The organism is Pontibacterium granulatum (assembly GCF_029961155.1).
In the GTDB taxonomy this organism is placed as follows: domain Bacteria; phylum Pseudomonadota; class Gammaproteobacteria; order Pseudomonadales; family Balneatricaceae; genus Pontibacterium; species Pontibacterium granulatum.
Genome location: NZ_JASBRH010000006.1, coordinates 1 through 23,676 on the forward strand (window position 1 = coordinate 1; position 23,676 = coordinate 23,676).

The following is a 23,676-nucleotide window of genomic DNA, read 5'->3' on the forward strand; positions in this document are numbered from 1 at the left end:
AAAACGGCTAAAAAACCACCAATACCAAACCAATACCAAACCAATACCGGTCATTAAGCAACCAACCCTGAACGACAGGCACAAAAAAGGCGCCTGTCGGCGCCTTTTAATTGGGTAGAGTCGCTTTGCGACAGCCGAATTAACGGCCGAGCTTTTGGCGAATCTGCTGCAAGGTACGCAGCTGAGCTGCTGCTTCTGCAAGCTGGGAAGCTGCTTTCGAGTATTCAAACTCGGAAGTTTTATCAGCCATCGCCTGCTCAGCGTGCTTCTGTGCTTCCATTGCTGCAGCTTCATCCAGGTCGCCTGCGTGCAGAGCAGTGTCTGCCAGTACAGTGACCTTGTGAGGCTGAACTTCCAGGAAGCCGCCAGAGATATAAAAAATATCCTGCTCGCCGCCCTGCTTACGCAGCTCGACAGGGCCTGGTTTCAGTTCCGACAGGAGCGGAGCGTGACCCGGGTAGATACCCAGGTCACCCAGGCTACCTGTTACGGATACGAATTCGATCAGGCCGGAGAATACTTCTTCTTCAGCACTTACGATATCGCAATGAACAGTCATAGCCATGTTGTTTACCTCTTAAAGGTGTTTCCGCCGGGACCTGATTACAGGCTCTTAGCTTTCTCGATCGCTTCTTCGATACCGCCAACCATGTAGAAAGCCTGCTCCGGCATGGAGTCGTACTCACCCGCCAGGATCGCTTTAAAGCTAGAGATGGTTTCTTTCAGCGGTACGTACTTACCTGGAGAACCAGTGAAGACTTCTGCTACGAAGAATGGCTGAGACAGGAAGCGCTGGATCTTACGTGCGCGGCCTACTACCTGCTTATCTTCTTCGGACAGTTCGTCCATACCCAGGATCGCGATGATGTCTTTCAGCTCTTTATAACGCTGCAATACACCCTGTACGTTACGAGCAACTTCGTAGTGCTCCTGACCGATTACCAGTGGATCCAGCTGACGAGAGGTGGAGTCCAGTGGGTCTACCGCAGGGTAGATACCCAGCTCGGCAATCTGACGGGACAGTACAACGGTCGCATCCAAGTGGGAGAAGGTCGTAGCTGGGGATGGGTCAGTCAAGTCATCCGCAGGTACGTATACCGCCTGGATAGAGGTGATGGAACCAGTCTTGGTGGAAGTGATTCGTTCCTGCAGAACACCCATCTCTTCCGCCAGAGTTGGCTGGTAACCTACCGCAGAAGGCATACGACCCAGCAGTGCAGATACCTCAGTACCCGCCAGGGTGTAACGGTAGATGTTGTCTACGAACAACAGTACGTCACGGCCTTCGTCACGGAATTTCTCAGCCATAGTCAGGCCAGTCAGCGCTACACGCAGACGGTTACCTGGAGGCTCGTTCATCTGACCGTATACCAGAGATACTTTGTCCAGTACGTTGGACTCTTTCATCTCGTAGTAGAAGTCGTTACCTTCACGAGTACGCTCACCTACACCCGCAAATACGGAGTAGCCGGAGTGCTCGATCGCGATGTTACGGATCAGTTCCATCATGTTTACGGTTTTACCTACACCGGCACCACCGAACAGACCAACTTTACCACCCTTCGCGAATGGGCATACCAGGTCGATTACCTTGATGCCGGTTTCCAGCAGCTCGTTAGAAGCTGCCTGTTCGTCGTAGGAAGGTGCTTTACGGTGAATAGGCATACGCTCTTCTTCACCGATTTCACCACACTCATCGATTGGGTTACCCAGTACATCCATGATACGACCCAGGGTCGCAGTACCTACAGGTACGGATACTGGAGCACCAGTGTTTTCTACGTCCCAACCACGGCTCACACCTTCGGTCTGACCCATTGCGATTGCACGTACGACACCATCACCCAGCTGCTGCTGAACTTCCAGTGTCAGGCCGGTTTTACCGACGACCAATGCGTCGTAAACCTTCGGTACATTGTCACGTGGGAATTCCACGTCAACTACTGCACCGATAATCTGAACAATAGTTCCGCTACTCATGTTCGGATCCTCTTAACTTTTAAACCTGTTGACTGCTTATACAGCAGCAGCACCACCAACGATCTCAGAAATCTCCTGAGTGATCGCAGCCTGACGCGCTTTGTTGTAGACCATCTGAAGTTCATCGATCAGATTGCCTGCGTTGTCAGTTGCGTTCTTCATCGCCAGCATACGGGCTGCCTGTTCACAGGCGTTATTCTCAACCACCGCCTGGTACACCAGAGACTCGATATAACGAAGAAGCAGACCATTCAGAAGGTCTTTTGCTTCTGGCTCGTAGATGTAGTCCCAGTGATGGTTAAGACGTTCATCGTCGTCTTCTGCCTTCAGTGGAAGCACCTGTTCGACGTTCGGCTTCTGCGTCATTGTGTTCACGAATTCGTTAGACACAATGTACAGCTTGTCCAGCTTGCCTTCATCGTAACTATCCAGCATCACTTTTACGGCACCGATCAGATCACCAACCTCTGGCTGGTCACCCAGATGGGTTTTTGCCGCAACAACGTTGCCACCATAGTTTTTGAAGAATGCAACCGCTTTGGAACCCAGCGCGCAGACATCGATTTCGACGTTCTGGTCGTGAGCTTCCTTCATGCTGGAAACAGCTGCTTTAAAAGCGTTTACGTTCAAACCACCACACAGGCCGCGATCGGTCGATACCACAATAAAACCAACGCGTTTAGTCTCACGCTCCTGCATGTACAAGTGTGTGTACTCAGGGTTGGACTTGGCCAGGTGCTGAATTACGCCACGGATGCTCCGCGCGTATGGGCGGGACGACTGCATGCGATCCTGGGCCTTACGCATTTTAGATGCAGCAACCATTTCCATGGCGCTGGTGATCTTACGCGTACTACCGATGCTCGCAATTTGCGTCTTAATTTCTTTTCCGACTGCCATAGTTCCGCCTTCTTAACCTTGACTTAGTGTACGGTCTGCACTGCCATGCAGCGCAGACCACTTACTCTTAGCGAGTAATTACCAAGTCTGGGTAGACTTGAACTTCTCGATACCAGCCTTGAACTGTGCTGCGATCTCGTCGTTGTAGCCGCCAGTTTCGTTGATCTTAGCCATCAGGTCAGCGTATTCGCCGTTGAAGTAAGAGATCAGCGCAGCTTCGAAATCCAGAATCTTGTTCAGGTCGATATCGTTCAGGTAACCTTCGTTGGCAGCGTACAGGCTCAGACCCATGTCAGCTACGGACATTGGAGAGTACTGTTTCTGCTTCATCAGCTCGGTTACAGCCTGACCGTGCTCCAGCTGAGCACGAGTAGCATCGTCAAGGTCAGAAGCGAACTGCGCGAATGCCGCCAGTTCACGGTACTGAGCCAGAGCCAGACGAACACCACCACCCAGTTTCTTGATGATCTTAGTCTGAGCTGCACCACCTACACGGGATACAGACAGACCTGCGTTGATCGCAGGACGAACACCAGAGTTGAACAGGTCAGTTTCCAAGAAGATCTGACCGTCGGTGATGGAGATAACGTTGGTCGGTACGAACGCGGATACGTCACCACCCTGAGTTTCGATTACTGGCAGTGCAGTCAGGGAACCGGTCTGGCCCTTAACTTCGCCGTCAGTGAACTTCTCAACGTAGTCAGCGTTAACACGCGCAGCACGCTCCAGCAGACGGGAGTGCAAGTAGAATACGTCACCAGGGTATGCTTCACGACCCGGCGGACGACGCAACAGCAGGGAGATCTGACGGTATGCCCATGCCTGTTTAGTCAGGTCATCGTATACGATCAGTGCATCTTCACCGCGGTCACGGAAGTATTCACCCATGGAACAACCAGCGTATGGAGCCAGGAACTGCATCGCAGCTGGATCAGCAGCGCCTGCAGCAACTACGATGGTGTGATCCATCGCGCCGTGCTCTTCCAGCTTACGTACTACGTTAGCGATAGTGGACTGTTTCTGACCCACAGCTACGTAGATACACTTAACGCCGGTACCTTTCTGGTTGATGATCGCGTCGATAGCGATCGCAGATTTACCAATCTGACGGTCACCGATGATCAGCTCACGCTGGCCACGACCGATTGGCACCATGGAGTCGATAGACTTCAGACCGGTCTGTACCGGCTGGTCTACGGACTGACGCTCGATTACACCAGGTGCAACCTTCTCTACAGCGTCAAACAGTTTGGTTTCTACCGGGCCTTTACCGTCGATAGGGTTACCCAGGGCGTCTACTACACGACCCAGCAGTTCCGTACCAACAGGTACTTCCAGGATTCGGCCAGTACAACGCGCGGTCATACCTTCAACCAGGTCCTGGTAGTCACCCAGAACTACAGCACCTACGGAGTCGCGCTCAAGGTTAAGCGCCATACCGTAAACGCCGCCAGGGAATTCGATCATTTCCCCGTACATAACGTCAGCGAGACCGTGAATCAGAATGATACCGTCGGATACGCTGACGATAGTGCCCTCATTACGGGCTTCAGAAGACACATCCAGCTTCTCGATGCGCTTCTTCAGAATCTCGCTGATCTCAGATGGATTCAGTTGCTGCATGTTTATTCCTCACACTCAGGAATTCATAGCTTCGGCCAGTTTCGCGATACGTGCGCGAACAGAGCCATCGATAACCAGGTCGTCTGCGCGGATCACTACGCCACCCAGGATAGATTTGTCTACCTGTGTAGTCAGGGATACTTCGCGACCCAGCTTCGTGCCTAGTGCCTGAGCTAGTTTCTGTTGCTGCTGCTCATCCAGGTCAAATGCAGTGGTCACGTCGATAGCAACGGACTTCTGCTGATTTGCCTTCAGCTGCTCGAATTGTGCACTGATCTCAGGCAACAGTAGCAAACGCTGATTTTCAGCCAGCAAAGAAACGAAGTTCTTGCTGCCTTCGTCGATGTTCTCTTCAAGAACAGAGATCAACGCGTCAGCTTTTTGCGTACTTGTCAGTCCTGGATTACCGATTACCTGTTTCATGGTCGCATCCTGAGCAACCGCACTTGCGGTTGCCAGAACTTCTGACCACTGATCCAGGGAACCCTGTTCCAGTGCATACTCAAAAGCAGCTTTCGTGTATGGGCGAGCGACTGTATTGAGTTCAGCCATCATAAACCTCGCTTAAAGCTCAGCTGCCAGTTTCTCAACGAGCTGTGCATGAGCCTGCTCATCAATAGAGGCTTCCAGAATCTTCTCAGCGCCAGCTACAGCCAGTACCGCTACCTGAGCACGCAGTGCTTCTTTAGCGCGGTTAGCTTCCTGCTCGATTTCAGCCTGAGCTGCGGTTTTCACGCGCTCAGCTTCTTCACGAGCCTGCTCTTTCGCTTCGTCGATGATCTGGTTTGCCCGCTTATTGGCTTGTTCAATGATGGCGGCTGCTTCTTCTTTGCTCTGACGCATATCTGCAGCGGCTTTTTCTTTCGCCAGCTGCAGGTCACGTTCAGCGCGGTCAGCAGCGTCCAGGCCTTCAGCAATTTTCTTTTTACGTTCTGCCAGCGCAGCCGTAATTGGCGGCCACACGTACTTCATGCAGAAGATAACGAAAATTGCGAACGCGATGGCCTGACCAATGATGGTTAAATTGATATTCACGCCATTACCTCTCGCGGTGTTTAGCTAATTAAAAGTAGGTGTCCCAAGGGACGTTTAATAACTACTTAAACTAGTCTTAAACAGCGAACAGCAGGTACATGCCCAGACCAACACCGATCATAGGTACCGCATCAACCAGACCCATTACGATGAAGAACTGAGAACGCAGCAGTGGAACCAGTTCAGGCTGACGAGCAGCACCTTCCAGGAATTTACCGCCCAGCATACCGATGCCAACAGCAGCGCCGATTGCAGACAGACCCATCATCAGAGCAGCAGCCAGATACACCAAAGATTGTTCCATCAGATTTCTCCAATTTTAAGTTTTGAAAGTTTAAAGAGTAGTTGTAAATTTTTTCTATTCAGTTGCTACGCATTAGTGGTGATCATGCGCCATGGCCATGTAAACAATAGTCAGGACCATGAAGATGAACGCCTGCAGCGTAATAACCAGAATGTGGAAGATCGCCCAAGGTACAGACAGGATCCACTGGATCCAGAATGGCATCAGCGCAATCAGGATAAAGATCATTTCACCAGCGTACATGTTACCGAACAGTCGCAGCGCCAGAGATACAGGCTTCGCGAACAGGCCAACCAGTTCCAGGAACAGGTTGAACGGCAGCATCCACTTACCCAGCGGCTGCAGGGACAGCTCAGCCAGGAATCCACCAACGCCTTTTTCTTTAACGCTGTAGTAGATGATCAGACCAAATACAGACAATGCCATACCCAGGGTCGCGTTCACGTCAGTGGTTGGTACCACTTTCATGTAGGAGATACCCATTTCAGATGCAACGAATGGGATCCAATCGACCGGCACAAGGTCCATGGCGTTCATGAGGAAAATCCAGACAAAAATGGTCAGCGACAGTGGCGCGATCAGATCATTTTTGTGGTGGAAGATGCTTTTCACGTTCTCATCGATGAACTCGATGATGCTTTCTACGAAGTTCTGCGCATTGCCCGGTACGCCTTCAGTTACGCTTTTCGCAACTTTCAGGAACAACCAAACAAACATCAGGCCCAGAGCGATAGACCAGAACATAGTGTCTACGTTGATCGCCCAAAAGCCCATTTCTGCAGCTTCATTGCCGTGTGCAAAGGTCCAGGTACCACCGTCACCAACCACTGTTCCATCATAACGGGTAGTGCCTGCCGGCAGCTTACCAAACGTCAGGTTGGTCAAGTGGTGGGAGATGTACTCTGAGGATGTGAGAGTTCCGCTTTCGCTAGCCATTCTCAGTGTCTCTCTGTCAAAGTTTCAGGAACCGGTTATTCAAATTCATCTGCGCGATCCAGCCTGAGATCTGCATCAGGATGAAAGTGACAAATAGGGAAAATGGGCTCAGAGGTTCGACCAGAATAAACACAGCGGCAAACGCGACTATGCTGATTCCCATTTTCCATATTTCACTTGCATATAACTCGACCAACGCGGTATTCGGCGACTGGCCAGGCCTGCTTTTCAATGCCCGATTGGCGAAATAGAGGTTTGGGATCAGATACAGCGCTGCCCCCAGCAATGTGGAGTATGCCGTTACGATATCAATCAGCAACAGCCCGCCTGAAACAAAAACCGCAATTGCCGCCTGAATCAGGAAGATTCGGAAAATCTTTTTACGAGTGACTTGGCTATGGATTCCTTGCTTTTGGCCCCGTTTGCCCATCTTGTGCCACTGCAACCCTGAATCGTAAGTGCTGTTTGATGCCCTATTTCGGAGCGTAGCTCTCGAAAAGCTTGCAGATTATATGAACAATGAGAGGCCGAAACAACAGGCTTCGTAAGTATTTGCACTAATGTATGATCCCCCCCATTGAGTAGGGGGAGAGGGGGGATAGGGCCAAACCATACATATGGTGAATTGGCCCAGTCTAAAACACTATCTATTGTAGATTTTGCAGGATTGCTTCGAGTGATTCTTTGGAATCATAGGCGATGGTTATTTTGCCTTTTCCCTTCGCATTTTTAGAGATGCTGACCTTGGTCGCAAGCTTGCGGGAAAGATTGCTGGCCCAGCTCTCCAATTCAACGTCCGGCTCGGGCTTTTTGATCTCTTCTTTCTGCTCATTCGACTGCAACTTACGCACTAACTCTTCTGTCTGGCGTACCGACAATCCTTTACCGGATACTTCGCGTGCAGCGGCAACCTGAGCCTCTTCATCCAACGGCAACAAAGCACGGGCATGCCCCATCTCCAAGTCACCGTACTCAAGCATTTTGCGCACATCACCAGTCAGGTTCATCAGACGCAACAGGTTGGTTACGGTTGAGCGGGATTTACCCACGGCATCAGCCACTTCCTGCTGGGTCAGCTCGAACTCTTGCTGCAAACGCTGCAGGGCGATCGCTTCCTCCATCGGATTCAGGTTTTCGCGCTGGATGTTCTCAATCAACGCCATGGCAATGGCGGCTTCATCCGGCACATCCTTGATCACGACAGGGATGGTGTTCAGTCCCGCCATCTGGCAGGCACGCCAACGGCGTTCACCGGCGATAATCTCGTAACGCTCACTGTCGATCGGACGCACCACAATCGGCTGCATCACCCCCTGGGCACGGATGGAGTTCGCCAGGTCTTCCAGTGCCTGGGGTTCCAGGTCACGTCGAGGCTGGTACCGGCCACGCTGAATCAGGTGTACTCCCAGTTCGGGATAGGCCGGTTTTTCCGGTTTCGCAACGGCATCCACTTCCGGCGCCAGCGCCACCTCTTCTAGCTCACTTACGCTGGACAGCAGTGCATCCAGTCCGCGCCCCAAGCCACGCTTCTTCGCCATATTATGCTTCCTGTAACTCTTTGTTCTGCTTCTGTTCCTGCTTGGTGCGGCGAATCAACTCGCCGGCCAGGGCCAGGTAGGCCACGGCGCCACGGGAGTTTTTATCGTACAGCAACGCGGGCAGACCATGACTCGGGGCTTCTGCCAGGCGCACGTTACGTGGAATCACCGTACGGTACACTTTATCACCGAAGTACTCGATCAGGTGATCGGACACGTCCTTGGTCAGGCTCATGCGCGGGTCAAACATAGTGCGCAGAATCCCCTCAATCCGCAGATCCGGATTGAGGCGTTTGTTAATCTTGTCGATGGTGCCCACGAGCGCAGAGATTCCCTCCAACGCGTAATATTCACACTGCATCGGGATGATCACGCCGCTGGATGCGGAAAGTGCGTTGACAGTCAGCAGGTTGAGCGACGGCGGGTTGTCGATCAGGATAAAGTCATACTGATCTTCAATCGGTTTCAACGCCATCTTAAGACGGAATTCGCGGCGTGGCAGCTGCAACAACTCCACTTCCGCCGCGGTCAGGTCACCGTTGGAGCCGATCAGGTCGTATCCCGCCGGGGACTTTTCAATCACCGCCTCCGCAGCACTGATATCACCGGTCAGAAGTTCGTAGACGGAATTTTCCAGACCGTGCTTATCCACGCCGCTGCCCATGGTCGCGTTACCCTGCGGATCCATATCGATCAGCAATATACGCTTCTTGGTCGCGGCAAGCGAAGCTGCCAGGTTTACGCAGGTCGTTGTCTTGCCTACACCACCTTTCTGGTTGGTGACTGTCAGTATTCTGGCCACACTCAGGCTCTCCCCAGGATCAACAGATGTCGTTCTCCGTCCGTGTCCGGCACCTGCAGACGGTGGCTGTCTTTGACCACGATGTCCGTCGGCAATGCTGCCAGTTCTTCGTCAGGATACAGGCCTTTCATTGCAAGAAAAACACCCTCTTCGGCACAGAGGTGACGGGTCCAGTGGATCATGTCTTCCAGGGAGGCAAAGGCCCGTGAAATCACCTGCTTGAACGGTTCAACCTGGTACTTTTCCACACGTTCGTGCACGACGGTGAGGTTATCCAGCTTCAGTTCGATCTTCGCCTGCAGCTGGAAACGGGTTTTCTTACCGTTACTGTCCAGCGTAGTAATCTGCAGGTCTGGGCGACAGATCGCCAGCGGAATACCCGGTAGCCCTGGTCCACTGCCCACATCGATCAGGGCTTCATTGCGGATATACGGCAATACACTCAGGCTATCGAGCAGGTGACGGCTGACCATCTCCTGCGGATCGCGCACGGCGGTCAGGTTGTAGGCTTTGTTCCACTTGATCAGCATCTGCAGGTAAGCCATCAGGGTATCAATCTGCCCCGCTTCCAGGGTCAGATTCATCCGGTCGAGGCCACGCTCAAGGGTGTTTCGTAACTGCAGATCCATTAACTTGCTGCCTTATCCTGTTTCTTGGTGAGTTGCTGTTTTTTCAGGTATACCAGCAGCAACGAAATCGCCGCCGGGGTGATGCCCTGAATACGGGACGCCTGGGCGATGGTTTCCGGGCGCACCTCTTTCAATTTCATGGTCAGTTCGTTGGAGAGACCGCCGACCTGATCATAGTCGAAGTCGGCCGGCAGCTTGGTGTTCTCCTGACGGCGCATCTGCTCGATCTCATCACGCTGACGGTCGATGTAACCGGCGTACTTGAACTGGATCTCCACCTGTTCAGCCACCTGCGGATCGCTCACCGCTTCCCCTTTCAGATTGGCGACATCGGCGTATACCAGTTCCGGACGTTTGATCAGGTCCGCCAGGTTATATTCGCGGGACAATGGTGTTTTCAGTTTTTCGTTCAGCTCTGCCGCTTGTTCAGACTTCGGCTGCACCCAGGTGTCACGCAGGCGCTGTTTCTCCAGCTCGATTGCTTCGCGCTTCTCACTGAAGTGTGCCCAACGCGCATCACCGACCAGACCCAGTTCGCGACCTTTTTCGGTCAGGCGTAGGTCCGCATTGTCTTCACGCAGGATCAGACGGTATTCCGCCCGGCTGGTAAACATACGGTACGGTTCAGAAGTCCCCAGCGTGATCAGGTCATCAACCAGTACACCGATGTACGCCTCATCACGGCGTGGTGACCACTGCTCTTTCTCCTGCGCACGTGCCGCCGCGTTGCTGCCGGCCAACAAGCCCTGGGCCGCCGCTTCTTCGTAACCGGTGGTACCGTTGATCTGACCGGCGAAGTAGAGACCGTTGATGTATTTGGTCTCCAGCGTGTGTTTCAGGTCCTGCGGGTTGAAGTAATCGTATTCGATCGCGTAACCCGGACGGGTGATATGCGCATTCTCGAACCCTTTCATGGAGCGGATCGCCGCCAGCTGGATATCAAACGGCAGACTGGTCGATACGCCATTTGGATAGAGTTCGTGGGTGGTCAGCCCTTCCGGCTCAACAAACACCTGGTGACGGTCTTTATCGGCAAAACGCATGATCTTGTCTTCGATGGATGGGCAGTAACGCGGACCGACACCACCGATTACGCCGGTATACAGCGGGGAACGATCCAGGCCGGAACGCAGGATATCGTGGGTCTGCTCATTGGTGTAGGTGATGTAACAGCTGACCTGCTGTGGGTGGTCACTCTGGGATCCCATGTACGACATGATCGGCGTTGGTGTATCGCCTGGCTGTTCCTGCATTACCGAGAAATCCACGCTGCGGGCATCAATGCGCGGGGGGGTACCTGTCTTCAGACGATCAACACGCAGCGGCAACTCACGCAGGCGGGCTGCAAGGGCAATGGACGGTGGGTCACCGGCACGACCGGCGGAGTGATTTTCCATACCCACATGGATGATGCCACCCAGGAAAGTGCCGGCGGTCAGTACGACAGATTGAGCATGAAAGCGGATCCCGGTATTGGTCACTACACCTTTTACCGTGTCGCCTTCAACAATCAGGTCATCCGCTGATTGCTGAAACAGCTGCAGGTTGGGCTGGTTCTCCAGAATATCACGGATAGCCGCTTTGTAGAGGATACGGTCTGCTTGGGCACGGGTGGCTCGAACCGCAGGTCCTTTTCGGGAGTTCAGAACACGAAACTGAATACCACCGAGATCGGTAGCACGGGCCATGGCACCGTCCAGTGCATCAACCTCTTTCACCAAATGGCTTTTACCGATACCACCAATGGCCGGGTTGCAGGACATCTGACCCAAGGTTTCGATGTTATGGGTCAGCAAAAGCGTCTGTGCTCCCATACGGGCAGCAGCCAGTGCAGCTTCGGTACCTGCGTGACCTCCACCAATAACAATGACATCAAAGCGACTTGGATAGTCCACTTGCCAACACCTCGTAAGAACATACTAATCAGGAGAACCGGGATTGGTTCTGGAAAAGGGGACTGATTATACCCTTCTCTGTCCAACGAGAAAATGATCAAAATTTAGCCAGGTCTCTTTCTGTCTTCCTATATATAGAAAAATATAAAGAAGAATATATATATCTTGTTGTTGTTTGTTATATATGGAGAGGCCATTTTCTGTGATTAACCCTATCTAACCTTTATAAAACATGAAGTTATAGAGGCCCGAACTGTGTTTATAAGCTGCCGTAAAGTTCTTCGTATCCTGATGGGTAAGTTGTGAATGAAACGGCGCTTTATGCACATCGTGAATAACCCACAAAATTCTCCCCATAACAGTCCCATGTCGTTATACACGTTTTCCACATATGGATGTGAGTAAGCACAACTCAGGTAAAGCCTGTCGGTTATCTGTGTACAAGCCGGGGATAGTTTGGTCTGTCCGATATATCGATGTGGTTCCTGTGAATTGTATAAATCGGATGGAATGAAAGGCGAAAGCTAATAATACTCTCCAGTGATGTAGATAACACTGAAATATTTAAATATAACAGCGTCTTACAGAATAAATAAGATGTTGATGTCCGGTGTGAAAATATCTGTTATTCACACTGATTCACAGCCTTATGAACAGGGTTGTTCCCGTGGTGGAGCATAGGTCGTGAAGGAAGTTATCCAAACGGGGCTGATTTCTGATGATCGTGTGAGTGAGTCTGTCTGTTAGTAACTATAGGCAGTCAGTATGACCCTGCGGGTCAGGTATGGTTATCAACATTCAAGGCACGGATTGAGATTAGCATTGCTGGATGCTGGCCCAGCATAGGGAGAACCTACGTACCAGGCTCAGCACGAAAACGCCGGTATTTTGCTTACCTATAATATTTATGAATAGAAGGCTTTGTTTTTTGAGTATTTTGTTATTCAGGATGCGGAGAGCCGCTACCAGTATCGGACCAAAGGTATCTGAAAGGAACTGATGGGAGAGATTGGGAGGATTAGCCGGTGAATTCTAAAGTGGGGAGTCGGGGCCGGGAGCAGGCCCCTGAAATGAGTGTGCTAGGTGTTCAGAGCGAGATGCCCTGCTGCTGCAACCACTGTTTCAGCTGAGGCAGTGGCATGGCGCCGCTCATGCGTGCCACCTCTTTACCCTGTTTAAACAATATCAACGTTGGTATGGAGCGGATCTGCCACTGAGCAGCGATCCCCTGCTCCGCTTCGGTATTAAGCTTGGCCAGGCGGATAGCCGGTTCGAAGTTCTGTGCAGCCTGCTCAAAGATCGGTGCAAACTGCTGACAGGGACCGCACCAGGTTGCCCAGCAATCGACCAGCACCGGGATGTCGTTACGGTTCAGCACACTGCTCACATTGCTGGCCGTCAGTTCCTGGGCTTTACCGCTGAAGATGGGCTGCTTGCACTTACCACATTTCGGACAGTCACCCAGGCGCTCGGCGGGTACACGGTTGGTCACAGTACAGTGTGGGCAGCTGAGATTGAGTGCCATGGAAATCTCTCCCCTATTACTTACCAATACAGAACGAACTGAAGATTCGGCCCAGCAGATCGTCGGAGCTGAATTCACCGGTGATCTCGTTGAGGGACTGCTGGGCTTGGCGCAGGTCTTCTGCCAGCAGCTCACCCGCGCCGTTCATCACCAACTGATCGTAGCCGGTTTGTAGAAGATCGTGTGCGGTCTGTAACGCTTCCAAGTGGCGACGGCGGGCCAGGAAACCGCCTTCGGTGGTGGCGCTGAAGCCCATGCAGGATTTCAGGTGTTCGCGTAGCTGATCGACACCTTGGTTAGCCTTGGCGGAAAGTGCAATCAGCGTATGGCCATGCGCTTCGCGCTGGCCGATCGCTTCGCCGCTCAGGTCGGCTTTGTTGCGGATTACGGTGATCTTGTCTGCATCCGGCAGCTGGTGCACGAACTCCGGCCAGATCTGTTCCGGGTCGTCGGTGTCGGTGGTGGTACTGTCCACCATCAGCAGCACACGGTCGGCAGTGCGGATCTCTTCCCAGGCGCGGTCGATACCGATCCGCTCCACCTCATCCGGTGCGTCACGCAAACCCGCGGTGTCGATAATATGCAACGGCATACCGTCGATATGGATGTGTTCACGCAATACGTCACGGGTGGTGCCGGCGATGTCGGTCACAATGGCGCGGTCCTGACCGGCCAGTGCGTTAAGCAGACTGGATTTACCGGCATTCGGGCGACCGGCGATCACTACGTTCATGCCTTCACGCAGCAAACTGCCCTGGCGGGCTTCGGACTGCACAGCACCCACCTTGTCCAGAATATCTTCCAGATCGGATTGCACTTTGCCGTCGGCCAGGAAGTCGATCTCCTCTTCCGGGAAGTCGATGGCGGCTTCGACGTAGATACGCAGCTGGATCAGCGACTCCACCAGATCATGGATGCGGTTGGAGAACTCTCCCTGCAGCGAGCGCAACGCACAGCGGGCGGCCTGCTCGGATGAGCTGTCGATCAGGTCGGCAATTGCCTCGGCCTGGGCCAGGTCCAGCTTGTCGTTGAGGAAGGCACGTTCAGAGAATTCACCCGGACGGGCCAGCCGGCACCCCAGTTCCAGTGTACGGCGCAGGATAAAGTCCATGATGATCGGGCCACCGTGACCCTGTAGCTCGAGCACGTCTTCCCCGGTGAAGGAGTTGGGCCCCGGGAAGTAGAGTGCAATGCCCTGATCAATCTGATTACCCTCGCCATCGAGGAATGGGCCGTAGTGGGCGTAACGGGGCTGGGGTTCGATCCCCAATACCGCGTTTGCCACCGTAAGGGCCTGTTTTCCGGATACCCGGATAATGCCGACGCCGCCCCGTCCAGGGGGGGTGGCTTGGGCTGCAATCGTGTCTTGATCAATCAGTGTCATTGTTTCGTACCATCAAAAAGCAAAAAGGCCCTTGCGGGCCTTTTTATCTGGAAGCGGTGTTACTTGGCTTTAGCCGTCTCGCCGCTGCCCTCGATCTGTTTGTTGATCACGTACTGTTGTGCGATCGACAGGATGTTGTTCACGACCCAGTACAGCGTCAGACCGGCCGGGAACCACAGGAAGAAGAAGGTGAAGAGGATCGGAAGCAACTTCATTACCTTCGCCTGCATTGGGTCCGGCGGTGTCGGGTTCAGCATCTGCTGAATGAACATACTTGCACCCATGATGATCGGCAGGATGAAGTATGGATCTTTGACCGACAGGTCAGTCAGATACAGGAACTCAGCGTGACGTAGCTCCACAGATTCCATCAGTACCCAGTACAGTGCGATGAAGATCGGCATCTGCGCGACGATCGGCAGACAGCCACCCAGTGGGTTGATCTTCTCTTTCTGGTACAGCTTCATCATCTCCTGAGACATCTTCTGGCGGTCGTCGCCATACAGCTCTTTCATGCGCTGCATCTCAGGACCAAACTTACGCATCTTCGCCATGGACTTGAACGCCTTCGCGTTCAGGTGGAACAGCGCCGCTTTCACCAGCACGGTGATACCGATGATCGCCAGACCCCAGTTACCCACAACGCTGTGGATCCATTTCAGGATGGCGTACAGCGGAGATGCGATCCACCACAACCAGCCGTAGTCGACGGTCAGTTTCAGGTTATCGTTAGCCGCTGCCATCTGCTCCTGGTCTTTCGGACCGGCGTAGAAGTGTGCGTTTACAGTCTGGGTTTCGCCCGGTGCTACAACCAAGTCAGGGGAGATGAAGCCCATGATGTAGTTGCCGTTCAGCTTACGGGATTTGTAGCTGTACTCTGCACCTGCTTCCGGAATCCATGCACTCACGAAGTAATGCTGAACGAAGGCCACGTAACCGTCTTGTGTAGTCGCCTTGAACGGGCTTTCATCCATGTCGTCGAAGTTAACTTTCTGGTAGTTGTCTTCGGCGGTGGAGAACACAGCACCCAGGTACGATTTCATACCCATATCGGTGCCGACGGTTGGATCGTCGCTACGGTCGCGCTTGATCTGGCCGAACAGGTTCGCTTTCCAGGTCTGCTCTGACTTGTTGTCCACGATGTAGGACAGGCCAACGTTGTAAGAGCCTTTGCTGAAGGTGTAGCGCTTGGTGATCAGTACACCGTGCTTGTCGGTGAAGCTCAGGTCTACGTCCAGCGTGTCACTGTCGCCCAGTTCAAACTGGGCAGCGTCTACTGTGTAAGTAGGACGACCGTCTTTGCTTGCATCCGGACCGTTGCTGCCAACCAGGCCGCTCTGAGAAACATAGGTGCGGTTGCTGGTCTGCTCCATCAGGACGAACGGCTGCTCTGCTCCCAGAGTCGCTTTGTGCACTGGCAGGGCAACCTGGATGATGTCGCCACCTTTGGTATCGATGACTACATCCAGTACGTCAGTCTTAACGGTGATCAGCTGTGCTTTAGCGGCAGCGGTACCGGTTGGTGGTACGTCTGCGCTGGCGGTATCGTCAGCTGCCTGAGGCAGATCAGTTTCAGCAGAGGAAGTGCTGTAAGCGGAAACAGAAGTAACTGCTTGCTCACCCGCTGGTACAGGCTGGCCGTAGTCTTCGTTCCACTGCAGTACCAGCATGTAAGAGATCAGTGCCATTGCGGCGATCAGTATGATTCGCTGTACATCCATGGGTTAACCGTTTTCTTTGTTTGTACGCTGTTTAGCTTTTTTTCTTAGCCGCGACCAACACTTGGAGCTTAACTTGTGCAGATCTTCGGATTCCAGGTCGCCGAGTCCACGTCGTGCAAGCACAACAATGTCAACCGCGGGCAGTTTATGCTGGTTGAGGCGAAAAGACTCGCGAATGATACGCCGAACACGGTTACGTTGCACCGCTAAGCGCACATTTTTTTTGGAAATGACAAACCCGATACGAGGGTGATCGAGTCCGTTGGGGCGGGCTAGAATAAGGAGGTGTTGGTCTGGTACTTTCAGTTCCGCTTTATCAAAGACTCGCTGAAAGCCCCCGCCAGTAAGAATCCTTAACTCGCGGGGATATCCGAATGTGGTCATTCAAATAACCAGACCTTCTCAAGAAGCCATTACTTGGACAGACGCTTACGGCCTTTAGCACGGCGACGGTTGATCAGCTGACGGCCGCTTTTAGTAGCCATGCGAGCACGGAAGCCGTGAGTACGTTTGCGTTTCAGTACGCTAGGTTGGAAAGTTCTTTTCATCGGTGTAGTCCTACTAACACTCGTTAATTTTGGGTGCCTGAGTATCAGCACGGTAAAAAATTAGACCGCGGATTCTACGGAAACTGTAAGGCTCCTTCAACCGTAAAATGACTTATTTGGATAAAAAATCAGCAAAAAACACGCTGTTTGGATAAGTTTGGTGGGTTTTTGTATTTCTGTTGATAACTAATGTAGGTCCAATAATTACAATATTTTAGCCTGTTGTTAAGGTTGGGGGCATCAGGTTGAAAGCTTGTTGCTTAATTCCTCGTAAATTCTTTCAGGTGCTGATTCTGTGTGGCTTGGAAGGAAGCAGGCTTTCATGAAAGAATTTGCAGAAATATTGGAAAGCTTTGTGGATAAGTTGTTGGCTTGAGGATAAAATCCTACCTCTTGGATAAATCGAGCCACATTGCTGCTTCGATACCGGATGTTGATAACCGGTTGCGTTAAAAAAGTGGAGAGGACACCTCATATATGTCGACGGAATTATGGGAGCGCTGTTTGCAGAGCCTGCAGGAAGAGTTTCCGGCTCAGCAATACAACACCTGGATTCGGCCACTGAAGGCATCGCCTGACTCTCCCGATCAGCTGGTTCTGATTGCGCCTAACCGCTTTGTTAAAGACTGGGTGAGCGACAAGTTCCTGGCGCGTATCCGTCAGGTGGTTTGTGACGTGACCGGCGATATCAGCGCCTCCGTTACGTTGGATGTGGGTGGTATGGCTGCAGGTGGCCGCATGGCGCGTCAGCGTCCGGTGATGCCTGCCCGTCCGCGCCCTGCTCCGATTCAGCCTGCCGCCGCGCCGGCACCCGCATCGGCTCCGGCACCGGTGGCTGCACCGGCCCCCGTCGTTGAAGAAGCGGTTGTTGCGGCACCTCAGCCGGCTCAGCCGACCATGTTCAGTCAGCATTCGATGGACGGTAACGACTTTGCGACCCAGGCGTCCATGCCTGCTGCTGCATCCGTGCCGGCAGCCAGCGAGTCCCTGTTCCAGGTGCCTCAGCCTGAACTGCCGCTGGGTCACGAAGCAACCCTGAGCACCCACAGTATGGTAACCCAGGCACCGGTTGCCGAGCGTATGGTCGAGGTGGAAGGTGGTATCCGTCATCAGTCCAACCTGAACAACTCCTTCACTTTTGAGTCCTTTGTACAAGGTAAGTCGAACCAACTGGCGCTGGCCGCAGCACGTCAGGTGGCGGACAACCCAGGCAGTTCCTACAACCCACTCTTTATATACGGTGGTGTAGGTCTCGGTAAAACCCACCTTATGCATGCGGTGGGTAACGAGATGCGTAAGTACAATCCCAACGCAAAGATCGTGTACCTGCACTCGGAGCGCTTTGTGGCGGACATGGTGAAGGCGCTGCAGCTGAATGCAATCAACGACTTCAAACGTCACTACCGTTCGGTGGATGCGTTGCTGATCGATGATATTCAGTTCTTTGCCGGTAAGGAACGCTCTCAGGAGGAGTTCTTCCATACCTTTAATGCCCTGTTGGAAGGTGGTCAGCAGATGATTCTGACCAGTGACCGCTATCCAAAGGAGATCAAAGGTGTTGAGGAACGTCTGAAATCCCGCTTTGGTTGGGGGCTGACCGTAGCGATCGAACCGCCGGAGCTGGAAACCCGAGTGGCGATCCTGATGCGTAAGGCGGTAGAGGCAAAAGTCGCCCTTCCGGACGATGCGGCCTTCTTCCTGGCGCAGAAAATCCGTTCCAATGTCCGTGAGTTGGAAGGTGCCCTTAAGCGTGTGATTGCCAACGCACATTTCACGGGTAACGCGATCACAATTCCTTTTATTAAAGAATCGCTTAAAGACCTGCTGGCTTTGCAGGATAAACAGGTTAGTATTGATAATATTCAGCGTGTGGTGGCTGACTATTACAAGATCAAAGTTGCAGATCTGTTGTCAAAACGTCGCAGCCGCTCCGTTGCGCGTCCGCGTCAGGTGGCTATGAGCCTGGCGAAAGAGCTCACCAATCACAGTTTACCGGAGATTGGTGATGCCTTTGGTGGACGAGATCACACCACCGTGCTCCACGGATGTCGTAAGATCAAGGAGCTGAGGGAAAGTGATACGGACATCAGAGAAGATTATAAGAATTTACTGCGTCATCTCACGGCGTAGTGGTACCGTTCGATATTAAGGTGGAAAACCGATGAGATTTGTTATTTCGCGTGAAGCGTTAATCAAACCTTTGCAGTTGGTGGCGGGTGTTGTTGAACGTCGTCAGACGCTGCCGGTACTCTCCAACATTTTGTTGGTCGCCGAGGGAGATCAGCTGTCACTGACCGGTACAGACCTTGAGGTCGAGCTGGTTGGCCGCGTAACACTGGATGAGCCTGCTGAGGCAGGCTCGATTACAGTACCTGCGCGTAAGCTGATGGATATCTGTAAATCCCTGCCGGATGAAGCTCGCATCGAGCTGGCACTGTCCGGCCAGAAGATGATCATCAAAGCGGGTCGTAGCCGCTTTTCCCTGTCTACCCTGCCGGCGGCAGAGTTCCCGAATGTGGAAGACGGTCCGGAAACCCTGGATCTCTCCATTACCCAGAATCAATTGCGTAAGCTGATCGACAAAACCGGCTTCTCCATGGCCCAGCAGGACGTTCGTTACTACCTGAACGGTATGCTGCTGGAGATCGCCAACGGTCAGCTGCGTTCCGTATCGACCGATGGTCACCGTCTGGCGACCTGCGTATGCGATGTGGAAGTCGACAGCTCCGTACAGCACCAGATCATCGTACCGCGTAAAGGTATCCTTGAGCTGGCGCGCCTGCTGCAACAGGGTGATGAAACCCTGCGCCTGGTTGTGGGTGCAACGCACATCCGTGCGCACGTGGGCGACTTCATCTTCACCTCCAAGCTGGTGGACGGTAAGTTCCCGGATTACCAGCGTGTAATCCCACGCAACGGCGATAAGGTGATGCTGGGGGATCGTCAGGAACTGCGTCAGGTGTTCAGCCGTATCGCAATCCTGTCCAACGAAAAATACCGCGGCGTACGCCTCTCTCTGAGCGACGGTTACCTGCAGGTAATGGCCAACAACCCGGAGCAGGAAGAAGCGGAAGAAACCGTTGCAGTGGATTACCAGGGCGACGCGCTGGAGATTGGCTTCAACGTTAACTACCTGCTGGATGTACTGTCCATCATCAGCTCCGATGTGGTGCGTTTCACCGTATCCGATCCAAACAGCAGTGCGCTGGTGCAGAGCTTCGACGACGACGGTAGTGTTTACGTTGTTATGCCAATGCGTATGTAATAGCACTTCAACCGGTTCGGCTATACTGCCGGGCCGGTTCCCCTCCCTGACTCCCCAATGACCATAGCTACCCTGAATATACGTTCTGTACGTAATCTTTCGTCTGTCAGCATCGATCCGTCGACCCGTATCAATATCTTTTCCGGTCCAAACGGCAGCGGTAAAACCAGTGTCCTGGAAGCGATTCACCTGTTGGGGTTGGCGCGCTCGTTCCGCACCAGCAAGGTACGCCACCTGATCACTGCAGGTGAAGGCACCGCGACCGTTCAGGGGAAGGTGGATTCACTGGCGCAGGGCATGCTGCAAACATTGGGTGTAGAACGTAATCTGGAGGGGCAAACCCGGGTGCGGTTTGCCGGTGGTGATATCGATCTGGCCTCCCTGGCGGAGCTGGTGCCGCTGCAGGTGATCGACTCCGCCACGTTTGATTTGCTGGACGGTTCCCCCTCGATTCGCCGCCAGTATATCGACTGGGGTGTATTCCACGCGGATAAGGCATTTATTCAGCTCTGGCGCGGCTTCAGGCGGGTACTTAAACAGCGCAATACACTGCTGAAATGTGGTAAGATCGGACATCAGATGCGCGCTGCGTGGGACCATGAATTTGTTGGCTTTGCCGAGCAGATCACCCGCCTCAGACAGGAGTATCTGCAGCTGCTGACCCCCGAGTTTGAACAGATCGTCAGCAAGCTGTTACCGGGTCAGAAAATCAGCCTTGGCTTCTCACCTGGCTGGGATCTGAAAAAACCGCTGGATGAACTGCTGGCCGCCAATTTCGAGCGTGACCTGCGACAGGGGTTTACCAGCGCCGGACCACAACGTGCCGACCTGCGGGTTAAAGTTGATGGTCATACTGCCGCGGAGCGTTTATCCCGTGGACAGAAAAAACTGGCTGTCAGTGCCTTAAAACTGGCACAGGGTGCTCTTTTCTACCGGATGACCGGTCGCCCCTGTATCTACCTGATTGACGACTTGCCATCGGAACTCGATGCCACCCACTGCCAGCTGTTCTGTCAGTTTGTGGAGCAGATGGCCAGTCAGTGTTTTATTACCTGTGTCGACGCAACCGCGCTGGCCCACCAGTGGCAGCCCGATACAGAAGTGCTGCATTACAGTATTAAAGACGGAAACGTAACGCCCCTGTAAATGCGTTAGGAGAGTTGAATGAGCGATGATAACCAGAATTATGATTCTTCCAGCATTAAGGTCCTGAAAGGACTTGATGCGGTAAGAAAGCGCCCTGGCATGTATATCGGTGACACCGATGATGGCACTGGTTTGCATCACATGGTGTTTGAGATTGTAGATAACTCCATCGATGAGGCGCTGGCTGGTCATTGTAGCGAGATCAACGTAGTCATCCACCAGGACGACAGTGTATCCGTAGCCGATAACGGACGTGGTATCCCTACCGATATTCATCCGGAAGAAGGCGTATCCGCAGCCGAAGTTATCATGACCGTGCTGCACGCCGGGGGTAAGTTCGACGATAACTCCTACAAGGTATCCGGTGGTCTGCACGGCGTGGGTGTCTCGGTAGTAAACGCCCTCTCCACCGAATTGCGTCTGACGGTACGTCGTAACGGTCAGGTGCATGAGCAGGTGTATCACCACGGTGTACCTGAAAAACCACTGGCCGTTGTGGGTGAAACCGACCAGAGCGGTACCCAGGTGCGTTTCTACCCGTCTGCTGAAACGTTCAGCAACATCACCTTCCAGTACGACATCCTGGCCAAGCGTCTGCGTGAACTCTCCTTCCTGAACTCCGGTGTGCGCATCGTGCTGAAGGATGAGCGCAGCGGCCGCGAAGACGTGTTCGAGTACGAAGGTGGTCTGAGTGCCTTTGTTGATTTCCTCAACAGCACCAAGACAACCGTAAACGGCATGTTCCACTTTACCGCGATGCACGAAAACGGTGTTGGTGTTGAGGTGGCAATGCAGTGGAACGACAGCTTCCAGGAAAGTATCCACACCTTTACCAACAACATTCCGCAGCGTGACGGTGGTACCCACCTGTCCGGTTTCCGTACCGCACTGACCCGCTGCCTGAACAACTACATCGAGTCTGAAAACCTGAACAAAGGCAGCAAGGTGGCAACCACCGGTGATGACTGCCGTGAAGGTCTGACCGCGATTGTTTCCGTGAAGGTGCCGGATCCGAAGTTCTCCTCCCAGACCAAGGACAAGCTGGTGTCCTCCGAGGTGAAAACCGCCGTTGAGCAGTTGATGGGTGAAAACCTGGCGGACTTCCTGCAGGAAAATCCACAGGAAGCCAAGGCGGTGGTCTCCAAGATGATCGACGCTGCACGTGCCCGTGAAGCGGCCCGTAAAGCGCGTGAAATGACCCGTCGTAAAGGGGCGCTGGATATTGCGGGCCTGCCGGGTAAGCTGGCCGACTGTCAGGAAAAAGACCCAGCCCTTTCCGAACTGTACCTGGTGGAGGGTGACTCTGCGGGTGGCTCTGCCAAGCAGGGTCGTGCGCGTAAGACCCAGGCGATCCTGCCGCTGAAAGGTAAGATCCTGAACGTCGAGAAAGCACGCTTCGACAAAATGCTGACCTCCGCCGAGGTAGGCACGCTGATCACCGCACTGGGTTGTGGTATCGGCCGCGAAGAGTACAACCCGGACAAGCTGCGCTACCACAGCATCATCATCATGACCGATGCGGACGTCGACGGTTCCCACATCCGTACCCTGCTGCTGACCTTCTTCTTCCGTCAGATGCCGGAGCTGATCGAGCGTGGCCACGTCTACATTGCACAGCCACCGTTGTACAAGATCAAAAAAGGTAAGCAGGAACAGTACCTGAAAGACGACGAAGCACTGGATAACTACCTGCTTCAGGGCGCACTGGATGGTACGACCCTGCACGTTAACCAGGATGCGCCGGGTATTGGTGGCTCTCAGCTGGAAACTGTGGTGCAGGATTACCGTGCCGTGATGCGTACCCTTGCGCGTCTTGGTCGACTTTATCCACAGGCTGCGATGAAAGCGATGCTGGCGCTGCCTGCATTGTCTGCTGATCAGCTGACCGATCAAGGCGCAGTCTCCGAGTGGTGTGATCAGCTGGATGATCAGCTGGCCGAGATTAGCGATAACGCGATCCAGTACCGTTGTGGTATCGAAGAGGACAAAGAGCACAGCCGTTTTGTACCGAAGCTGGTAATGACACAGCACGGTGTTGAGCATGACTACGTGTTGGGTGGTGACTTCTTCAAGTCCCGTGAATACAACCAGATCACCACCATGGGCGAAACGCTGGGTACCCTGCTGGAACCAGGTGCTTACCTGAAGCGTGGCGAGCGCGTGAAAGAGATCACCGACTTCGAAGAAGGCCTGAACTGGCTGCTGGACCTGTCCCGTCGTGGTCACTCCATCCAGCGCTATAAGGGTCTGGGTGAGATGAACCCGGAACAGCTGTGGGAAACCACCATGGATCCGGATGCACGTCGCATGCTGCAGGTGACCGTCGATGACGCAATCGCGGCCGACCAGCTCTTCACCACCTTGATGGGTGACGACGTAGAACCGCGTCGTAACTTCATCGAATCCAACGCACTGCGTGTGGCGAACCTGGACGTATAAGTCCGG

The 23,676-nt window shown here is 53.4% G+C and carries 22 protein-coding genes; 4 read left to right on the forward strand and 18 right to left on the reverse strand.

What is annotated here, in order from left to right:
- Positions 1 to 139: 139 nt before the first annotated feature.
- The 18 genes from QKW35_RS07215 to rpmH all read right to left on the reverse strand — a co-directional run bounded on the left by QKW35_RS07215 (position 140) and on the right by rpmH (position 16,820).
- Entirely contained in the window at positions 140 to 565 is a 426-nt protein-coding gene (locus tag QKW35_RS07215) for a F0F1 ATP synthase subunit epsilon (protein ID WP_282351887.1), read from the reverse strand.
- A 38-nt stretch (positions 566 to 603) separates the two neighbouring features.
- Complete coding sequence (gene atpD / locus QKW35_RS07220) at positions 604 to 1,980, reverse strand: F0F1 ATP synthase subunit beta (protein ID WP_282351889.1); 1,377 nt, start codon at positions 1,978 to 1,980, stop codon at positions 604 to 606.
- Positions 1,981 to 2,016: 36 nt separating this feature from the next.
- Positions 2,017 to 2,880 (reverse strand): F0F1 ATP synthase subunit gamma, encoded by an 864-nt coding sequence (gene atpG / locus QKW35_RS07225; RefSeq protein WP_282351891.1) that lies wholly within the window; start codon positions 2,878 to 2,880, stop codon positions 2,017 to 2,019.
- A 78-nt stretch (positions 2,881 to 2,958) separates the two neighbouring features.
- The gene (gene atpA, locus QKW35_RS07230) at positions 2,959 to 4,503 is read right to left on the reverse strand and encodes a F0F1 ATP synthase subunit alpha (protein ID WP_282351892.1); all 1,545 of its coding nucleotides are present in this window, start codon (positions 4,501 to 4,503) and stop codon (positions 2,959 to 2,961) included.
- A gap of 15 nt (positions 4,504 to 4,518) precedes the next feature.
- Positions 4,519 to 5,055 carry a F0F1 ATP synthase subunit delta gene (locus tag QKW35_RS07235; RefSeq protein ID WP_282352194.1) on the reverse strand — a complete coding sequence of 179 codons (537 nt, stop codon included), beginning with the start codon at positions 5,053 to 5,055 and terminating at the stop codon, positions 4,519 to 4,521.
- A gap of 12 nt (positions 5,056 to 5,067) precedes the next feature.
- Entirely contained in the window at positions 5,068 to 5,538 is a 471-nt protein-coding gene (locus QKW35_RS07240; protein ID WP_282351894.1) for a F0F1 ATP synthase subunit B, read from the reverse strand.
- A 76-nt stretch (positions 5,539 to 5,614) separates the two neighbouring features.
- Positions 5,615 to 5,842, reverse strand: a complete 228-nt coding sequence (gene atpE / locus QKW35_RS07245) for a F0F1 ATP synthase subunit C (protein WP_282351896.1) — start codon at positions 5,840 to 5,842, stop codon at positions 5,615 to 5,617.
- Between the two features lie 72 nt (positions 5,843 to 5,914).
- Positions 5,915 to 6,778: a F0F1 ATP synthase subunit A gene (gene atpB, locus QKW35_RS07250; protein ID WP_282351897.1), complete on the reverse strand. Its 864-nt coding sequence runs from the start codon at positions 6,776 to 6,778 to the stop codon at positions 5,915 to 5,917.
- A gap of 16 nt (positions 6,779 to 6,794) precedes the next feature.
- On the reverse strand, positions 6,795 to 7,208 hold the full coding sequence (locus QKW35_RS07255) for an ATP synthase subunit I (protein ID WP_282351898.1): 414 nt from the start codon (positions 7,206 to 7,208) through the stop codon (positions 6,795 to 6,797).
- Between the two features lie 217 nt (positions 7,209 to 7,425).
- On the reverse strand, positions 7,426 to 8,316 hold the full coding sequence (locus QKW35_RS07260; RefSeq protein ID WP_282351899.1) for a ParB/RepB/Spo0J family partition protein: 891 nt from the start codon (positions 8,314 to 8,316) through the stop codon (positions 7,426 to 7,428).
- Between the two features lies 1 nt (position 8,317).
- Positions 8,318 to 9,118: a ParA family protein gene (locus QKW35_RS07265; RefSeq protein WP_282351901.1), complete on the reverse strand. Its 801-nt coding sequence runs from the start codon at positions 9,116 to 9,118 to the stop codon at positions 8,318 to 8,320.
- A 2-nt stretch (positions 9,119 to 9,120) separates the two neighbouring features.
- The gene (gene rsmG / locus QKW35_RS07270; RefSeq protein WP_282351902.1) at positions 9,121 to 9,747 is read right to left on the reverse strand and encodes a 16S rRNA (guanine(527)-N(7))-methyltransferase RsmG; all 627 of its coding nucleotides are present in this window, start codon (positions 9,745 to 9,747) and stop codon (positions 9,121 to 9,123) included.
- The gene (mnmG, locus tag QKW35_RS07275) at positions 9,747 to 11,642 is read right to left on the reverse strand and encodes a tRNA uridine-5-carboxymethylaminomethyl(34) synthesis enzyme MnmG (protein ID WP_282351904.1); all 1,896 of its coding nucleotides are present in this window, start codon (positions 11,640 to 11,642) and stop codon (positions 9,747 to 9,749) included. Before mnmG ends, rsmG begins: the two co-directional genes overlap by 1 nt.
- A 1,087-nt stretch (positions 11,643 to 12,729) precedes the next feature.
- Positions 12,730 to 13,167 (reverse strand): thioredoxin TrxC, encoded by a 438-nt coding sequence (gene trxC, locus QKW35_RS07280; protein WP_345774484.1) that lies wholly within the window; start codon positions 13,165 to 13,167, stop codon positions 12,730 to 12,732.
- Between the two features lie 16 nt (positions 13,168 to 13,183).
- A complete protein-coding gene (mnmE, locus tag QKW35_RS07285; protein ID WP_282351905.1) occupies positions 13,184 to 14,551 on the reverse strand; it encodes a tRNA uridine-5-carboxymethylaminomethyl(34) synthesis GTPase MnmE in 1,368 nt (455 codons plus the stop codon).
- A 59-nt stretch (positions 14,552 to 14,610) separates the two neighbouring features.
- Positions 14,611 to 16,272: a membrane protein insertase YidC gene (yidC, locus tag QKW35_RS07290; protein ID WP_282351906.1), complete on the reverse strand. Its 1,662-nt coding sequence runs from the start codon at positions 16,270 to 16,272 to the stop codon at positions 14,611 to 14,613.
- A gap of 3 nt (positions 16,273 to 16,275) precedes the next feature.
- On the reverse strand, positions 16,276 to 16,656 hold the full coding sequence (gene rnpA / locus QKW35_RS07295) for a ribonuclease P protein component (RefSeq protein ID WP_282351907.1): 381 nt from the start codon (positions 16,654 to 16,656) through the stop codon (positions 16,276 to 16,278).
- A 29-nt stretch (positions 16,657 to 16,685) separates the two neighbouring features.
- Positions 16,686 to 16,820 (reverse strand): 50S ribosomal protein L34, encoded by a 135-nt coding sequence (gene rpmH, locus QKW35_RS07300; protein WP_282351908.1) that lies wholly within the window; start codon positions 16,818 to 16,820, stop codon positions 16,686 to 16,688.
- Between the two features lie 477 nt (positions 16,821 to 17,297).
- Here rpmH and dnaA point away from each other — a divergent pair, with 477 nt between their 5' ends.
- The 4 genes from dnaA to gyrB are packed head-to-tail and all read left to right on the forward strand — an operon-like array spanning position 17,298 to position 23,670.
- Entirely contained in the window at positions 17,298 to 18,950 is a 1,653-nt protein-coding gene (dnaA, locus tag QKW35_RS07305) for a chromosomal replication initiator protein DnaA (protein WP_282351909.1), read from the forward strand.
- A 31-nt stretch (positions 18,951 to 18,981) separates the two neighbouring features.
- A complete protein-coding gene (gene dnaN, locus QKW35_RS07310; protein ID WP_282351910.1) occupies positions 18,982 to 20,085 on the forward strand; it encodes a DNA polymerase III subunit beta in 1,104 nt (367 codons plus the stop codon).
- A 57-nt stretch (positions 20,086 to 20,142) separates the two neighbouring features.
- Positions 20,143 to 21,231: a DNA replication/repair protein RecF gene (gene recF / locus QKW35_RS07315; protein WP_282351911.1), complete on the forward strand. Its 1,089-nt coding sequence runs from the start codon at positions 20,143 to 20,145 to the stop codon at positions 21,229 to 21,231.
- A gap of 18 nt (positions 21,232 to 21,249) precedes the next feature.
- Positions 21,250 to 23,670: a DNA topoisomerase (ATP-hydrolyzing) subunit B gene (gyrB, locus tag QKW35_RS07320; protein ID WP_282351913.1), complete on the forward strand. Its 2,421-nt coding sequence runs from the start codon at positions 21,250 to 21,252 to the stop codon at positions 23,668 to 23,670.
- The last annotated feature ends 6 nt before the right edge of the window (positions 23,671 to 23,676 follow it).

Coding starts and splice junctions, on each gene's coding strand:
- rpmH (WP_282351908.1), bottom strand. CDS start 16,820: ATGAAAAGAACTTTCCAACCTAGCGTACTGAAACGCAAACGTACTCAC.
- atpA (WP_282351892.1), bottom strand. CDS start 4,503: ATGCAGCAACTGAATCCATCTGAGATCAGCGAGATTCTGAAGAAGCGC.
- trxC (WP_345774484.1), bottom strand. CDS start 13,167: ATGGCACTCAATCTCAGCTGCCCACACTGTACTGTGACCAACCGTGTA.
- recF (WP_282351911.1), top strand. CDS start 20,143: ATGACCATAGCTACCCTGAATATACGTTCTGTACGTAATCTTTCGTCT.
- atpG (WP_282351891.1), bottom strand. CDS start 2,880: ATGGCAGTCGGAAAAGAAATTAAGACGCAAATTGCGAGCATCGGTAGT.
- dnaN (WP_282351910.1), top strand. CDS start 18,982: ATGAGATTTGTTATTTCGCGTGAAGCGTTAATCAAACCTTTGCAGTTG.
- atpD (WP_282351889.1), bottom strand. CDS start 1,980: ATGAGTAGCGGAACTATTGTTCAGATTATCGGTGCAGTAGTTGACGTG.
- rnpA (WP_282351907.1), bottom strand. CDS start 16,656: ATGACCACATTCGGATATCCCCGCGAGTTAAGGATTCTTACTGGCGGG.
- yidC (WP_282351906.1), bottom strand. CDS start 16,272: ATGGATGTACAGCGAATCATACTGATCGCCGCAATGGCACTGATCTCT.
- QKW35_RS07255 (WP_282351898.1), bottom strand. CDS start 7,208: ATGGGCAAACGGGGCCAAAAGCAAGGAATCCATAGCCAAGTCACTCGT.
- atpE (WP_282351896.1), bottom strand. CDS start 5,842: ATGGAACAATCTTTGGTGTATCTGGCTGCTGCTCTGATGATGGGTCTG.
- rsmG (WP_282351902.1), bottom strand. CDS start 9,747: ATGGATCTGCAGTTACGAAACACCCTTGAGCGTGGCCTCGACCGGATG.
- dnaA (WP_282351909.1), top strand. CDS start 17,298: ATGTCGACGGAATTATGGGAGCGCTGTTTGCAGAGCCTGCAGGAAGAG.
- QKW35_RS07260 (WP_282351899.1), bottom strand. CDS start 8,316: ATGGCGAAGAAGCGTGGCTTGGGGCGCGGACTGGATGCACTGCTGTCC.
- mnmE (WP_282351905.1), bottom strand. CDS start 14,551: ATGACACTGATTGATCAAGACACGATTGCAGCCCAAGCCACCCCCCCT.
- atpB (WP_282351897.1), bottom strand. CDS start 6,778: ATGGCTAGCGAAAGCGGAACTCTCACATCCTCAGAGTACATCTCCCAC.
- QKW35_RS07215 (WP_282351887.1), bottom strand. CDS start 565: ATGGCTATGACTGTTCATTGCGATATCGTAAGTGCTGAAGAAGAAGTA.
- gyrB (WP_282351913.1), top strand. CDS start 21,250: ATGAGCGATGATAACCAGAATTATGATTCTTCCAGCATTAAGGTCCTG.
- QKW35_RS07235 (WP_282352194.1), bottom strand. CDS start 5,055: ATGGCTGAACTCAATACAGTCGCTCGCCCATACACGAAAGCTGCTTTT.